This window comes from Aeromonas sp. QDB34, assembly GCF_027705405.1.
GTDB lineage: Bacteria > Pseudomonadota > Gammaproteobacteria > Enterobacterales > Aeromonadaceae > Aeromonas > Aeromonas hydrophila.
In genome coordinates this window covers 64,294-78,548 of record NZ_JAPDBT010000014.1, presented here as the reverse complement: position 1 = coordinate 78,548, position 14,255 = coordinate 64,294, and the positions used below count along the sequence as shown (strand labels likewise).

Sequence of the window (14,255 nt, the reverse complement as noted above, 5' to 3'; positions counted from 1 at the left end):
CCTTCATCCCTGCAGGTCCAACCAAGCCCCCAGCCCCGCCAGACTGCTGTAGGCAGTCATATCGATGGTCAGGGGGGTGATCGAGACGTAGCCCTGCTCGATGGCGGCGAAATCCGTGCCTTCGCCCGCATCTTGCTGGCTGCCGGGCGGGCCGATCCAGTAGATGGGCTGGCCACGGGGATCCTCGCTGCATATGACCGACTCCGCCCGGTGGCGGTTGCCAAGGCGCGTCACCCTGATCCCCTTGATCTGGTCGAGGGGCAGGTCCGGCACATTGACGTTGAGGATCTGATCGGCGGGCAGCGGGTGCACCATCATGCCCCTCACCAGCTGGGCGGCGTAGTGGGCCGCCGTGGCGAAATGGGTCTTGCCTACCAGCGAGATGGCCAGCGAGGGGAAGCCGAGGTGGCGTCCCTCGGTTGCCGCCGCCACCGTGCCCGAGTAGATGACGTCATCCCCCAGGTTGGCGCCGTGGTTGATGCCGGCCACCACCATGTCGGGCTCCGGGCGCACCAGCTCGTTGACCGCCAGGTGCACGCAGTCGGTCGGCGTGCCCTTCACCGCATGATATCCGGTTTCGGCGATACGGGTGACCCGCAGCGGCACTTCCAGCGTCAGGGAATGACTCGCCCCGCTGCGGTTGCGATCCGGCGCCACCACGATGACCTCGCCACAGGCAGCCAGCGCCTCGCTGAGGGCTCTTATGCCCTTGGCATGCACACCGTCATCATTACTGACCAGAATTCTCATCGGACTGATTCCTGAAACCATGATCGGCCTCTTCGGCCTGCATTAACTCGCGCACCACGCTGGTGGCAAACGCCCCGGCCGGCAGGAAGAACGACAGGGTCAACACGGCCCCTTCCAGCTGCCAGCTCATCGCTTGCGGCTTGAGCAGCAGCGGGCGGCGATCCTGGTCCAGCCCGGCTTTTTCCAGGCCGTCACACCAATCGTGATAGGGGGCCAGCACGCTCTGTTCGAACTCGGCGGCGGCACCCTGGCTGGCCAACCGACCACGGCCCCACTGGGGCGCGGTGAGCTGCACGTCGCCAGAGGCGAGACGCGCCTCCAGCTCAGGGGTCACGCCCTCTTCGCTGAAGATGGAGTGGCTGCCCTTGAGCATCACACAGTCGCCGGCCAGCAGCTGATGGGCCAGTCCCTGCTCAATGCGGGCACTGACGATGGCATTGAACAACATGCTGCGGGCAGCGGAGAGATAGAGGGAGCGCTTGTTGCGATCCTTGATCCGCTTGCCGGCGAACATCGCCTTGGCCGCCTCCAGGTTGTTGCCGCCCCGGCCAAAACGCTGCTCGCCGTAATAGTTGGGCACCCCCTGCTCCGCGATGGCCTGCAGGCGGGATTCCAGACCGTCGGCCTGCTCCAGCCCGGTGAGGCGCAGGGTGAAGTGGTTGCCCTTGAGATAGCCGACCCGCAGCTTCTTGTTGTGGCGCTTCACCTGCAGGATCTGGATGCTGTCGCTCTCGATGACGGAGAGATCAGGTTCTGCCTTGCCCGGCAGATGAATGCCGAACCACTGTTCGGTCACCGCGTGGCGATCTTTCAGCCCGGCCCAGGTCACCGCATTGCGGTTGACCCCGGCAGCATCGGCCAGCAGGCCGGCCACCCAGGCGGTATTTTCCCCGGTTTTACGCACCCAGACGAAGATGTGCTCCCCCTCGCCGCAGGGTTCAAACCCGAGATCTTCATTGACCACGAAATCGGCGGCTTGTGCCTTGAGGATGCCGCGGGCAGTCGGCGCCCCGTGCAGATAGGCAAGTTGTTCCAGCATTATTGTTTCACCAGTAAGACGACGGCTTCGGTGGCGATCCCTTCCTTGCGCCCCGTGAATCCCAGCTGTTCGGTGGTGGTCGCCTTGACGTTCACCCGGTTCAAATCACATTGCAGATCGGCGGCCAGCACGGCGCACATGGCTTCGATATGCGGTGCCATCTTGGGCGCCTGGGCAATGATGGTCACATCCAGGTTGCCGATGGCATAGCCCGACTGCTGCACCCGGGCAAACACGTCTCGCAGCAGGATGCGGCTGTCGATCCCCTTGAACTCGGCGGCGGTATCGGGAAAGTGACGGCCGATATCGCCGGCGCCGATGGCACCAAGCAGGGCATCGCTCACCGCGTGCAGCACCACGTCACCATCGGAGTGAGCCAGCAGGCCCTGCTCATACGGCACCGCTACCCCGCCCAGCATGCAGGGGCCAACCCCACCAAACTTGTGTACATCAAAACCATGTCCAATCCGGATCATGCCAGCTCCTCTGTGGGTGAATCGGGTTGCGCCAGCTGGCGCGCATTCTGTTGCTGCAAATAGAGCCCCGCCAGAGAGAGATCCTCCGGCCGGGTCACCTTGATATTGTCAGCTCGTCCTTCCACCATCCGCACTGTGAAACCGGCACGCTCCATGGCGGAGGCCTCATCGGTGATGGTGGCCCCCAGCGCCAGCCCCTCTTCCAGAGCCCGCTTGAGCGGTCTGGTGGGAAACATCTGGGGGGTCAGGGCATGCCAGAGCTGCTCGCGATCGACGGTGGCGAGGATGTTGCCCGCCCAGTCGGATCGCTTCATAGTGTCGCGCACCCGGCTGCCGAGGATGGCGCCATCACAGGCCATGGCGGTGGTAATCAGGGCATCGAGATCGCCGTGGGTCAGGCAGGGACGGGCGGCGTCGTGCACCAGTACCCACTCCCCTGCGGCCACGTGCAACGCATTGAGCACGGAAAAGGCCCGCTCGGCGCCCCCTTCCACTCGCAGGATCCTCGGATCGGCGGCCACGGCCAGGGCGTCGAACCAGCGGTCATGGGGAGCCAGCGCCACGATCACCTGAGCGATGGCCGGATGGGAAAGCAGCCGGGTCAGGGTATGTTCCAGAATGGTCAGACCCGCCAGCTGCAGATACTGTTTGGGGCACTCGGCCCCCATTCGGCTGCCGATGCCCGCGGCCGGGACGATGGCGGTCAGCCCGGGGCGGAGATCAGTCATCGTAGGCTGCGTCCCCGGAGCTGGAACCCTTGTCTTTGTCCTTGGGGATGATCCGATAGAAGGTCTCGCCCTGCTTGATGTAGCCAAGATCGTTGCGCGACAGCTCCTCGATGGCTTCCAGGCCCGAGGTCAGATCGTCGATCTCGCGATAAATCAGGTTGTTGCGATCCTTGAGTACCAGATTGTCCTGCTGCTGCCGGGTTATGGCATCGGACAGCTCATGATAGTCAGACAGGCCGTTCTTCCCCAGCCAGAGGTCATATTGAAGCCCCCCCAACAGGAGAAGCAGGATAAGAGTGAGTAGCCGCATGCACTGAGTCTCCTTCAAGCGGCCTAGTTTCCCATATTCGCAGGCAAGACAAAAGAAAGCCTGTGCCCCGGATGGATTGGGCCGGAATAAAAAATGCAGAAACCCGCCGCGGCGGCGGCAGAAACGAAAAAGCCCCGCCGATTGGCGGGGCTTTGCAAAGCGTGGAAGCAGGCGAAAATTAAGCCTGGTTCTTCACTTCTTTCAGACCACGGAACGGAGCCTTGGCACCCAGCGCTTCTTCGATACGGATCAGCTGGTTGTACTTGGCAACACGGTCAGAACGGCTCATGGAACCGGTCTTGATCTGGCCAGCAGCGGTACCAACGGCCAGGTCGGCGATGGTCGCGTCTTCGGTCTCACCGGAGCGGTGGGAGATGACGGCAGTGTAGCCAGCGTCTTTGGCCATCTTGATGGCAGCCAGAGTTTCGGTCAGGGAACCGATCTGGTTGAACTTGATCAGGATGGAGTTGGCGATGCCGTTGTCGATACCGCGCTTCAGGATCTTGGTGTTGGTTACGAACAGGTCGTCACCCACGATCTGGATTTTCTTGCCCAGTTCAGCAGTCTGGTAAGCGAAACCGTCCCAGTCAGATTCGTCCAGGCCATCTTCGATGGAGACGATCGGGAACTTGGTGGTCAGGTCAGCCAGGAAGTCGGAGAAACCATTGGAGGTGAAGACACGACCTTCGCCTTTCAGGTTGTACTCTTTCTTCTCTGCGTCGTAGAACTCGGAAGCAGCGCAGTCCATGGCCAGGGTGATGTCGGTGCCCAGCTTGTAACCGGCAGCGGCAACGGCTTCGGCGATCACTTCCAGCGCTTCGGCGTTGGATTTCAGGTTCGGAGCAAAACCACCTTCGTCACCAACGGCAGTGTTGTAGCCCTTGGACTTCAGCACTTTGGCCAGGTTGTGGAACACTTCAGCGCCCATGCGAACAGCTTCTTTCAGGGTCTTGGCGCCAACCGGCTGGATCATGAACTCCTGGATGTCGACGTTGTTGTCGGCGTGCTCACCACCGTTGATGATATTCATCATCGGCAGCGGCATGGAGTAGACACCCGGGGTGCCGTTCAGCTCGGCGATGTGGGCGTACAGCGGCATGCCTTTGGCAGCAGCGGCAGCTTTGGCGTTGGCCAGGGAAACAGCCAGGATGGCGTTGGCGCCGAACTTGGATTTGTTCTCGGTACCGTCGAGGTCGATCATGATCTGGTCGACAGTGGCCTGGTCCTTGGCATCTTTACCCAGCAGAGCTTGAGCGATCGGGCCGTTTACGGCTTCGAGAGCTTTCAGCACGCCTTTACCCAGGAAACGGCTCTTGTCGCCGTCACGCAGTTCCAGCGCTTCGCGGGAACCGGTGGACGCGCCAGACGGAGCGGCTGCCATACCAACAAAACCACCTTCCAGGTGAACTTCGGCCTCAACGGTCGGGTTACCACGGGAGTCGATGATTTCACGACCGATCACTTTAACGATCTTGGACATGTGTATTTCCTCAGGTTTCGTAAAAAAACAACAAAAATATGCCAAAAAAAGCGGCTGCGGCACAGGGCCCCAACCGCATTTATTTTCAATTACTTCAGATTACGCTTCTGATACTCGCCTGCCGCCTTCACAAAACCGGCGAACAGGGCGTGGCCATCACGGGGAGTCGAGGTGAACTCCGGGTGGAATTGCGCGGCCACGAACCAAGGGTGATCCGGGATCTCGATAATTTCCACCAACTTCTTGTCGGCGGAGAGACCGGTCACTTTCAGGCCTGCTGCTTCAATCTGCGGCAGCAACTTGTTGTTCACTTCATAACGGTGACGGTGGCGCTCGTAAATGGTCGGGCTGCCGTACATCTGGCGCACCTTGGAACCTTCCACCAGGTGGCAGAGCTGGGAACCCAGACGCATGGTACCGCCCAGATCGGACTTCTCGGTACGGGTCTCGACGTTGCCTTCGTCATCCACCCACTCGGTGATGAGACCCACCACCGGATAGGCACAATCCTTCTTGAACTCGGAAGAGTGAGCCCCTTCCATGCCTGCCACGTTGCGGGCGAATTCGATCATGGCAACCTGCATGCCGAGGCAGATACCCAGGTAGGGGATCTTGTTCTCGCGAGCATACTGGGCCGCCTGAATTTTGCCTTCCACGCCGCGCTCACCGAAGCCACCCGGTACCAGGATCGCGTCCAGACCTTCCAGCAGCTCGGCGCCACGGGTCTCGATGTCCTGGGAATCGATGTACTTGATGTTGACGGACAGACGGGTCTTCAGGCCACCGTGCTTGAGTGCCTCGTTGACGGACTTGTAGGCATCCGGCAGGGATACGTACTTGCCGACCATGCCGATGGTCACTTCTGCAGTCGGGTTGGCCTCTTCATAGATGACCTGTTCCCACTCGGCCAGATCGGCCTCCTTGCACTCCAGACCGAAGCGCTCGGTGAAGTAGGAGTCCAGATTCTGGGACTTGAGCAGCGCCGGGATCTTGTAGATGGAGTCGACGTCTTTCATGGAGATGACGGCGCGCTCCGGCACGTTGCAGAACAGGGCGATCTTGGCGCGCTCAACGGCCGGAATGGCACGGTCGGAGCGGCAGATCAGCACGTCTGGCTGGATACCGATGGAGAGCAGCTCTTTGACGGAGTGCTGGGTCGGCTTGGTCTTCACTTCACCGGCGGCAGCCAGGTAAGGAACCAGCGTCAGGTGCATGAACATGGCATTGTTGCGGCCCACTTCGGCAGCCAGCTGACGAATGGCCTCGAGGAACGGCAGGGACTCGATGTCGCCCACGGTACCGCCCACTTCGACGATGGCAACCTGATGGCCTTCGGCACCGGCAATCACCCGCTCCTTGATGGCGTTGGTGATGTGCGGGATCACCTGAATGGTGGCGCCCAGATAGTCACCACGGCGCTCTTTGCGCAGCACGTCTGCATAGATGCGACCGGTGGTGAAGTTGTTGCGGCGGGTCATCTTGGTGCGGATGAAACGCTCGTAGTGGCCCAAGTCCAGATCGGTCTCGGCCCCGTCCTCGGTTACGAACACTTCACCGTGCTGGGTCGGGCTCATGGTGCCCGGATCCACGTTGATATAGGGGTCCAGTTTCATGATGGTCACATCCAGACCACGGGCTTCCAGAATGGCTGCCAGAGAAGCTGCGGCAATGCCTTTGCCGAGGGATGAAACAACGCCACCAGTTACAAAAATATATTTTGTCGTCATGCTGAACCTGAAAGAAGTTTAGGGAATTTTAAGGGGTGCTTCGGGGATGAAGCAGGACGGGGAAACAGTATATCAAAACCCCCTCTCCCAAACAATGAACAAAAATCTATCAGGCTCCCGGCGCCCCCATCTTGCGCCAAATCAACTTTGTTCGGTTTCCTTGGCCCTGTCCCAGGCGGCATCGAGCTTTTCCAGCGAACAGTCGCTCACTTTCAGCCCTTCTGCGGCGATAAACTGCTCAACCTGACGAAACCGGCGTTCGAACTTGGCGTTGGCGCCCCGCAGCACCTGCTCCGGATCCTTGCCCAGATGGCGCACCAGATTGACGGTGGCGAACAAGAGATCGCCGAGCTCATCGCTCACCCGCGCCTCGTCCACGTCAGCCATCAGCGCCTCTTCCATCACCTCGTCGATCTCCTCGTGGATCTTGTCCACCACCGGGCCCAGGGTCTTCCAGTCGAAGCCGACAGTGGCGCAGCGCTTCTGGATCTTGGCGGCGCGGGTCAGGGCCGGCAGCGAGAGCGGGATGTCGTCGAGCACGCTCTCCTTGTCGAGCGCGGCCCGCTCTCTGGCTTTTTCTGCCTCCCAGTTCACCTTCACCGCCTGCTCGTCGCCAAGGTCGGCATCGGAGAAAACATGGGGATGGCGGCGAATGAGCTTCTCGCTCACCGTATCGACGATATCGGCAAAATCGAACAGCCCCTGTTCCTTGCCGAGCTGCGCATAGAACACCACCTGGAACAGTAGATCGCCCAGTTCACCCTTTAATCCGTCCCAATCCTGGGTTTCGATGGTATCGGCCACCTCGTAGGCCTCCTCCAGGGTGTGCGGCACTATGGTCTGGAAGCTCTGCTTCAGATCCCAGGGGCAACCCCCGTTCGGGTCGCGCAATCTGGCCATGATGTCGAGCAGTTGAGGCAGGTCGTAACGTTGGGACATGGGATATTCGCTTCTTGATTCGTAACGCAGGGGGAAAACAGTGACCGACCTGGCGGTCGGTCACGAGTGGGCTGTTGATGACAATCAGAGGCGCTTGGCGCTGATCACGTCGTTGAGCTGACTGAGCTTGGCCAACGCCCGGTTGAAGGCGTTGATGTTGTAAATCTCCAGCTCCATGTCGATCTCGGCGGTCTGCTCGCGCACGTTGGAGCGCGAACGCACCCCCATCACGTTGATCTTCTCGTTGGCCAGCACGGTGGTGATGTCGCGCAGCAAGCCGGAGCGGTCGTTGGAGAGGATGCGGATGGTGAGGCCGTAGCCACCGGAGTAGTTCTCCCCCCATACCGCGTCGATCAGTCGCTCCGGGTTGCGACGGGAGAGCTCTTTGAGCTGCTCGCAATCCTCGCGGTGGATGGAGACACCGCGTCCCATGGTGATGAAGCCCTGGATGCCGTCCCCCGGAATGGGCTGGCAGCAACGGGCGATATGGGTCATCAGGTTGCCGACCCCTTCCACCACTATGTGATCCTTGGGCTTGGGCCGGAACGGCACGTTGGCCTTCTGCTCCAGCTTCTCCAGCAGGCGGCGATCTTCCTCTTCCGCCGTCGGCTTGTTGTAGCGGGTATCCAGGTAGTTCAGCAGCTGGTTGATGCGGATGTCGCCACTGCCGATACCGGCCAGCAGATCTTCCAGCTCGTCGGCATGGAAGCGCTCCAGCACCACCTTGTCCACCTTGGAGAGGGTCAGGTTGTGCCTGTCGAGCTCCTTCTCCAGCAACTCCTTGCCGGCGGCGATGTTCTTGTCCCGATCCAGCTTTCTGAACCAGGTGGCCACCTTGGCCCGCGCCCGGCTGGAGCGCAGGAAGCCGGAGTTGGGGTTCATCCAGTCGCGGCTCGGGTTCGGTTCCTTCTGGGTGATCACCTCCACCTGATCGCCGGTCTGCAGCGCATAGGTGAACGGCACGATGCGGCCGTCAATCTTGGCGCCGATGCAGCGGTGGCCGATCATGCTGTGCACGTGATAGGCAAAATCGAGCGGGGTGGCGCCCGCCGGCAGGTCGATGACATCCCCTTTCGGGGTGAAGACATAGACCCTGTCCTCGAACACCTGACTGCGCAGATCTTCGAGCAGGGAGCCGCTCTCGGAGAGATCCTCCTGCCAGGCGAGCAGCTTGCGCAGCCACTCGATCTTGTCTTCGAAGGTGTTGGCCTTGCCGCCGGCCTGAGCCCCTTCCTTGTAGCGCCAGTGCGCCGCCACGCCGAGTTCGGCATCCTGGTGCATCTGGTCGGTACGGATCTGGATCTCCACCGTCTTGCCCTCGGGCCCCACCACGACTGTGTGGATGGACTGATAGCCGTTGGGTTTAGGGTTGGCGACGTAGTCGTCAAACTCGCGGGGAATGTGATGGAAGTGGGTGTGGACGATGCCGAGCGCCGCATAGCAATCCTGCAGACGCTTGGTCACCACCCGCACCGCCCGCACGTCGAACAACTCGTTGAATTCGAGGTGCTTCTTCTGCATCTTGCGCCAGATGCTATAGATGTGTTTCGGCCGGCCGTAGACCTCGGCCTCGACCCCCGCCTCTTTCAGGGCATCGCGCAAAGACTGCACGAACTCGCGGATGTAGCGCTCCCGATCGAGCCGTTTCTCGTCGAGCTGTTTGGCGATCTGCTTGTAGGTATCCGGGTGCAGGTAGCGGAAGGCGAGATCTTCCAGCTCCCACTTGAGCTGACCGATGCCGAGCCGGTTGGCCAGCGGGGCGTAGATGTTGGTGATCTCCTGGGCCATCAGCACCCGGGTCTCTTCATCCGCCTTCTTCGCTTCCCGCAGGCAGGCGATCCGCTCCGCCAGCTTGATCACCACGGCGCGCACATCCTCGACCATGGCGAGCAGCATGCGGCGCACGTTGTCGACCTGTTCCGGCGAGGTTTCACTGCGGTGCAGGGTCTGCAGGGAGCGGATGGCCTCCATCTCCAGTACCCCTTCCACCAGCTTGGCGATCTTGGGGCCGAAGTCCTCGTCCATCCGCTCCTGGCTGATGAGACCGGCTTCGACGAAGGGGTAGATGATGGCGGCCTTGAGGGTGCCGAGATCCATGCTGAGCATCAGCAAGATACCCACCATCTCGACCCCGCGGACCAGCAGGCGGTTGGTGAGCGCTTCGTCACCGAGCGTCAGACAGTACTGGTAGACGGTTCGCAGCTGATCCTTGTCACTGTCACTCAGAGTGAGCGAGCTGACCCACTCCTCCAGGGTGAAGTTGTCTTTCAAATGAATATCGCGAACCGCAACCATGGTATCAATCCTTTAAATTATTGGGCCGAAGGCTGTCGCCCCCTCCCCCTCATGAGAATGCCTCAAATGGGGATATACGGAGATTTTTTCAAGGCATATTGTCAAGAAAGACAATAGAGTTCTCCGCCAGCCCCTGCCGATTTACGAGGGTCTAGATTACCCCAATCATGCCCGCCCAGACAGCGTTATGGACCGGGCAGATGCCACGCAACCTGGCGAGCCGACGCCCCTTTGGCCATAGCGTTTCATCTGCCCCGCAGCGCCCGTTACTTGCGCTCGAACAGCGCCATGGACTCCAGATGGCCGGTGTGGGGGAACATGTCGAGCATGCCGAGGCGCACCAGCCGGTAGCCCCCTTTCACCAGCACCTGGCTGTCACGCGCCAGGGTGACCGGATTACAGGAAACGTAGACCACCCGTCTGGGTGAAAGTTTCACGACGTGCTCCATCACCTCGAACGCACCGGGGCGGGCCGGATCCAGCAGCACCAGATCGAAGCCTTCCCGTGCCCAGGACATGCCGGCGATGTCGCCGCTCAAGTCCGCCTTGTAGAAACGGGCATTGTTGATGCCGTTGCGACGGGCGTTCTCTTCGGCGCGCGCCACCATGGCCAGCTCCCCTTCTACCCCCACCACTTCGCGGGCCTGGCGGGCCAGCGGCAGGGTGAAGTTGCCGATGCCGCAGAACAGATCGAGCACCTTGTCATCCTTGCCTGCCTCCAGCCAGGAGAGCGCCTGCTCCACCATGCGCTGGTTGACCGGCGCATTGACCTGAATGAAGTCACCGGGAGCAAATGCAAGAGACAGGCCATCCAGCGAGTAGGAGGGGGCAAACTGCTGGTGCAGCGGCTCAATCTGCTCGTCGGCCGCCTGCAGATAGAGGTCGATCCCCTGCGTCTTGGCAAACTCGATCAGCTGCGCCCGATCCGCCTCGGTCGGTCGGCCGGTATGGCGCAGCAGCATCAGGATCCCCTGCTCGGCCTGGATAAGCTCCGCATGGCCTAGCTCGCGCTGGCTCTTGAGACGGTTGAGACACTCGCGCAGCGGGGTGATCAGCACGGAGAGCGGCTCGGCCAGCACCGGGCAACCGCCGATCTCCACCAGATCGTTCGACTGACGGCGACGAAAGCCCACCCGGGTGCAACGGCCGTTCTTGTCAAACTTGATGGCCAGTCGGCAGACCCGGCGATAGGCGCGGGACTCTCCGCCCAGCACTGGCTCCAGCGCCGGGGGCTGGATGTTGCCGAGCCGCTCGAACAGGCTGACCAGGCCGGCCTCCTTGGCGGCGCGCTGATCCGCTTCGGCCAGGTGCTGGGCGCTGCAGCCGCCGCACTCGCGGTAGTGGCTGCAGAAGGGGGCGATGCGATTGGCCGCCGGGGTCACCACCTGTTGCAGGGCGGCGTGGGCATACTGCTTCTTGTCTTCGAGGATGCGGGCCTTGACCTGCTCACCGGGCAGCGCCCCTTCGATGAAGATCGCCTTGCCCTGATGGCGGCCGATCCCGACGCAGTGGTGATCCAGGCTGTCTACCGTAAATTCAATGCGTTGGGGCTGGGTGGATTTCTTTTGGGGCTTGAAAAACTGGGCCATAAAACTTGGTGCCTATAGGTGGCTATGTCATGATTGTGGAATCTGCAGCAGGCTATTGTCCCACAAGAATAATAGTATGACCAAATACGGCCTGTGGGCCCGCTCCCGCTCGTTTACGCCATTGCCAACCCTGCTCATCGGGGGACCATCCGCATGACCAAATACGGCCTTCGGGCGCGTGTGCTGGCCTTTACCATCTTGCCGACCCTGATCATCGGCGGCCTGATGGCCGGCTATTTCACTTTCCACCGCTATCAGCAGCTGGAAAACAACCTCATCGATCAGGGCATCAACATCATAGAGCCGCTGGCCATCGCCAGCGAATACGGGATGACCCAGCACAGCCGCGAGTCGCTCAAGCGGCTGATCGGCCTCACCCACCGCAAGAACTCGCCGCTCATCAAGTCCATCGCCGTCTTCACCCAGGACAACCAGCTGTTCGTGACGTCCAACTATCACAGAGACTTCACCCGGCTGCGGCTGCCGGACGGCAGCCAGATCCCCGAACTCACCAGCGTCACCCTCTATGGCGACGACATCATACTGCGCACCCCGATCCAGGCCGAGACCAGCATGGATGGCTTCCCGCTGCCAAGCGACGTGGAGCCGCCGATGATCGGCTACATCTCCATGCAGATGACCACCGATCGGGCCATGATCCTGCAATACCGCGACACCTTCTTCGCGGTGATCATGGTGCTCATCGGCATCGCCTTCAGTACCCTGTTTGGCTTCAGGCTGGTCAAGAGCGTGACCCAGCCCATCACCGACATGGTGCAGGCGGTGCACAAGATCAGGGAGGGGCGGCTCGATACCCGGGTCAGCGGTCAGCTCACCGGCGAACTGGACATGCTGAAAAACGGCATCAACGCCATGGCCAAGGCACTCTCGGAATACCACGAGGAGATGCAGCAGAACATCGATCAGGCCACCTCCGACTTGCGCGAGACGCTGGAGCAGATCGAGATCCAGAACGTCGAGCTCGACATGGCCAAGAAGCGGGCGCAGGAGGCGGCGCGGGTCAAGTCGGAGTTTCTGGCCAACATGTCCCACGAGCTGCGCACCCCGCTCAACGGGGTCATCGGCTTTACCCGCCAACTGCTCAAGACCAGCCTGACCCCGAGCCAGACCGACTACATGCAGACCATCGAGAAATCGGCCCGCAACCTGCTTGGCATCATCAACGACATCCTCGACTTCTCCAAGCTGGAGGCGGGCAAGCTGCAGCTGGAGCACATCCCCTTCAGCCTGCGTGACACCCTCAACGAGACCATGCACCTGCTCGGCCCCAGCGCCCACGACAAGCAGCTGGAGCTCTCCCTGCAGGTGGATGCCGAGGTGCCGGACTACCTCACCGGCGACCCCATGCGCCTGCAGCAGGTGCTGACCAACCTCACCGGCAACGCCATCAAGTTCACCGAGCACGGCAACGTGGATGTGCGCATCGAACAGATCGGCAGTGCCAGCGGCAGCAAGGTGCGGCTCAACGTGCTGATCCGCGACACCGGCATCGGCATCTCGGAAGAGCAGCAACGCCAGCTGTTCCAAGCCTTCAACCAGGCCGACTCCTCCATCTCCCGCCGCTATGGTGGCACCGGCCTTGGCTTGGTCATCACCCAGAAGCTGGTGCAGCAGATGGGTGGCCAGATCCGGTTCGAATCGGAGCTCGGCAAGGGATCTGTCTTCTCCTTCAGCCTGGATCTGGAGGTCTCCCCCCTGCCCCAGACCGACAAGCTGCCGCTGGATCGCATTCAGGGCAAGCGGGTCTGGCTGCTGGAGCCGGATCCCTTCAGCCACTCGGCCCTCTGCGCCCTGCTGGCGGAGTGGCAGCTGGAGGTGCAATCCCTGGCCAGCGACGCCCCCTGGCCCGAAATGAGCAGCCAGGACATGGTGATCATCGGCAGCGGCACCCAGCACAGCCCGCAGCAGGTGGTGGCGCGCCTCGACGGGCTGGATCGCCAGCAGAACACCATAGTGCTGCTCAGCAGCCACGAGCCTTCGCTCTACGAGGCCATGCTGGCCCACGGCGCCCAGCACTGCCTCTCCAAACCCATCAACCATCGCAAGCTGCTGCACGCCCTGCTCTCCCCCGAGGCGGTCCGCAGCGCCCCGCTGCCGACCCCTTCCCCGCGCAGCGTGCAGGAGATCAAGGTGCTGGCGGTGGACGACAACGCCGCCAACCTCAAGCTCATCGCCGCCATGCTCAAGGAGATGGTGAGCCAGGTGGTGGTGTGCAAGAACGGCAAGGAGGCGGTCAGACTGGCCCAGAGCCAGCCGTTCGACATCATCTTCATGGATATCCAGATGCCGATCATGGACGGCATCAGCGCCACCCAGGCTATTCGCAGCCAGTCGCTCAACACCGAGACCCCCATCGTCGCAGTTACCGCCCACGCCATTCCCGGCGAGCGGGAGCGGCTGATCCGCCAGGGCATGGACGACTACCTAGCCAAGCCCATCGACGAGGCCATGCTGGCCAAGCTCATCACCGACTTCGCCCATCGTCGCCACCAGAATCACGCCAGCCAGCAGATCGACTGGGCGCTGGCGGTGCGTCAGGCGGCGGGCAAGCTGGATCTGGCCAAGGAGATGCTGACCATGCTGATGACCAGTTTCGACGAGGTGGATCCGGTGCTGGAGGCGGCGCTTGCCGGCCAGGTGGAGGATAGCGAGGTGCTGGCCCAGCTCCATCGCCTCAACGGCGGCTGCGCCTATTCCGGCGTCCCCGGCCTGCAGCGGCTGCTCTCCCAGCTGGAGCAGCAGCTGCGCGACGGGGTGCCGGTGGCCGAACTCGAGCCCGAGCTGCTGGAGCTGCAGGATGCGATGGAGCAGGTACGCCAGGAGGCGCCACGCTATCTATCCTGAACCGGGCAACCCGCTTTTTCTGACGCGGGCCCCGCCAGATGGTAAAGTTGCGCCGTT

The 14,255-nt window shown here is 61.7% G+C and carries 11 protein-coding genes; 1 reads left to right on the top strand and 10 read right to left on the bottom strand.

Features of this window, described 5'->3' with window-relative positions:
- Positions 1–3: 3 nt before the first annotated feature.
- From surE to rlmD, 10 genes are all read right to left on the bottom strand, one after another.
- The gene (gene surE, locus OKC29_RS17150) at positions 4–750 is read right to left on the bottom strand and encodes a 5'/3'-nucleotidase SurE (RefSeq protein WP_073348935.1); all 747 of its coding nucleotides are present in this window, start codon (positions 748–750) and stop codon (positions 4–6) included.
- On the bottom strand, positions 731–1,789 hold the full coding sequence (truD, locus tag OKC29_RS17145; protein WP_073348934.1) for a tRNA pseudouridine(13) synthase TruD: 1,059 nt from the start codon (positions 1,787–1,789) through the stop codon (positions 731–733). Before truD ends, surE begins: the two co-directional genes overlap by 20 nt.
- The gene (gene ispF, locus OKC29_RS17140) at positions 1,789–2,265 is read right to left on the bottom strand and encodes a 2-C-methyl-D-erythritol 2,4-cyclodiphosphate synthase (RefSeq protein ID WP_016349536.1); all 477 of its coding nucleotides are present in this window, start codon (positions 2,263–2,265) and stop codon (positions 1,789–1,791) included. Before ispF ends, truD begins: the two co-directional genes overlap by 1 nt.
- The gene (gene ispD / locus OKC29_RS17135) at positions 2,262–2,993 is read right to left on the bottom strand and encodes a 2-C-methyl-D-erythritol 4-phosphate cytidylyltransferase (RefSeq protein WP_073348933.1); all 732 of its coding nucleotides are present in this window, start codon (positions 2,991–2,993) and stop codon (positions 2,262–2,264) included. Before ispD ends, ispF begins: the two co-directional genes overlap by 4 nt.
- A complete protein-coding gene (gene ftsB / locus OKC29_RS17130; protein WP_011704770.1) occupies positions 2,986–3,303 on the bottom strand; it encodes a cell division protein FtsB in 318 nt (105 codons plus the stop codon). Before ftsB ends, ispD begins: the two co-directional genes overlap by 8 nt.
- A gap of 178 nt (positions 3,304–3,481) precedes the next feature.
- Positions 3,482–4,783: a phosphopyruvate hydratase gene (gene eno, locus OKC29_RS17125; protein WP_011704769.1), complete on the bottom strand. Its 1,302-nt coding sequence runs from the start codon at positions 4,781–4,783 to the stop codon at positions 3,482–3,484.
- Between the two features lie 89 nt (positions 4,784–4,872).
- Positions 4,873–6,510 carry a glutamine hydrolyzing CTP synthase gene (gene pyrG, locus OKC29_RS17120; RefSeq protein WP_017410643.1) on the bottom strand — a complete coding sequence of 546 codons (1,638 nt, stop codon included), beginning with the start codon at positions 6,508–6,510 and terminating at the stop codon, positions 4,873–4,875.
- A gap of 141 nt (positions 6,511–6,651) precedes the next feature.
- Positions 6,652–7,449 (bottom strand): nucleoside triphosphate pyrophosphohydrolase, encoded by a 798-nt coding sequence (gene mazG, locus OKC29_RS17115; protein WP_073348932.1) that lies wholly within the window; start codon positions 7,447–7,449, stop codon positions 6,652–6,654.
- Between the two features lie 84 nt (positions 7,450–7,533).
- Complete coding sequence (gene relA / locus OKC29_RS17110) at positions 7,534–9,744, bottom strand: GTP diphosphokinase (RefSeq protein ID WP_016349532.1); 2,211 nt, start codon at positions 9,742–9,744, stop codon at positions 7,534–7,536.
- A gap of 266 nt (positions 9,745–10,010) precedes the next feature.
- Positions 10,011–11,333, bottom strand: a complete 1,323-nt coding sequence (gene rlmD, locus OKC29_RS17105) for a 23S rRNA (uracil(1939)-C(5))-methyltransferase RlmD (protein WP_060390863.1) — start codon at positions 11,331–11,333, stop codon at positions 10,011–10,013.
- Positions 11,334–11,486: 153 nt separating this feature from the next.
- Between rlmD and barA the strand changes: the two genes are divergently transcribed.
- Positions 11,487–14,198 (top strand): two-component sensor histidine kinase BarA, encoded by a 2,712-nt coding sequence (barA, locus tag OKC29_RS17100; protein ID WP_073348931.1) that lies wholly within the window; start codon positions 11,487–11,489, stop codon positions 14,196–14,198.
- Positions 14,199–14,255 lie beyond the last annotated feature (57 nt).

Coding starts and splice junctions, on each gene's coding strand:
- pyrG (WP_017410643.1), bottom strand. CDS start 6,510: ATGACGACAAAATATATTTTTGTAACTGGTGGCGTTGTTTCATCCCTC.
- eno (WP_011704769.1), bottom strand. CDS start 4,783: ATGTCCAAGATCGTTAAAGTGATCGGTCGTGAAATCATCGACTCCCGT.
- rlmD (WP_060390863.1), bottom strand. CDS start 11,333: ATGGCCCAGTTTTTCAAGCCCCAAAAGAAATCCACCCAGCCCCAACGC.
- ftsB (WP_011704770.1), bottom strand. CDS start 3,303: ATGCGGCTACTCACTCTTATCCTGCTTCTCCTGTTGGGGGGGCTTCAA.
- ispD (WP_073348933.1), bottom strand. CDS start 2,993: ATGACTGATCTCCGCCCCGGGCTGACCGCCATCGTCCCGGCCGCGGGC.
- relA (WP_016349532.1), bottom strand. CDS start 9,744: ATGGTTGCGGTTCGCGATATTCATTTGAAAGACAACTTCACCCTGGAG.
- mazG (WP_073348932.1), bottom strand. CDS start 7,449: ATGTCCCAACGTTACGACCTGCCTCAACTGCTCGACATCATGGCCAGA.
- ispF (WP_016349536.1), bottom strand. CDS start 2,265: ATGATCCGGATTGGACATGGTTTTGATGTACACAAGTTTGGTGGGGTT.
- barA (WP_073348931.1), top strand. CDS start 11,487: ATGACCAAATACGGCCTTCGGGCGCGTGTGCTGGCCTTTACCATCTTG.
- truD (WP_073348934.1), bottom strand. CDS start 1,789: ATGCTGGAACAACTTGCCTATCTGCACGGGGCGCCGACTGCCCGCGGC.
- surE (WP_073348935.1), bottom strand. CDS start 750: ATGAGAATTCTGGTCAGTAATGATGACGGTGTGCATGCCAAGGGCATA.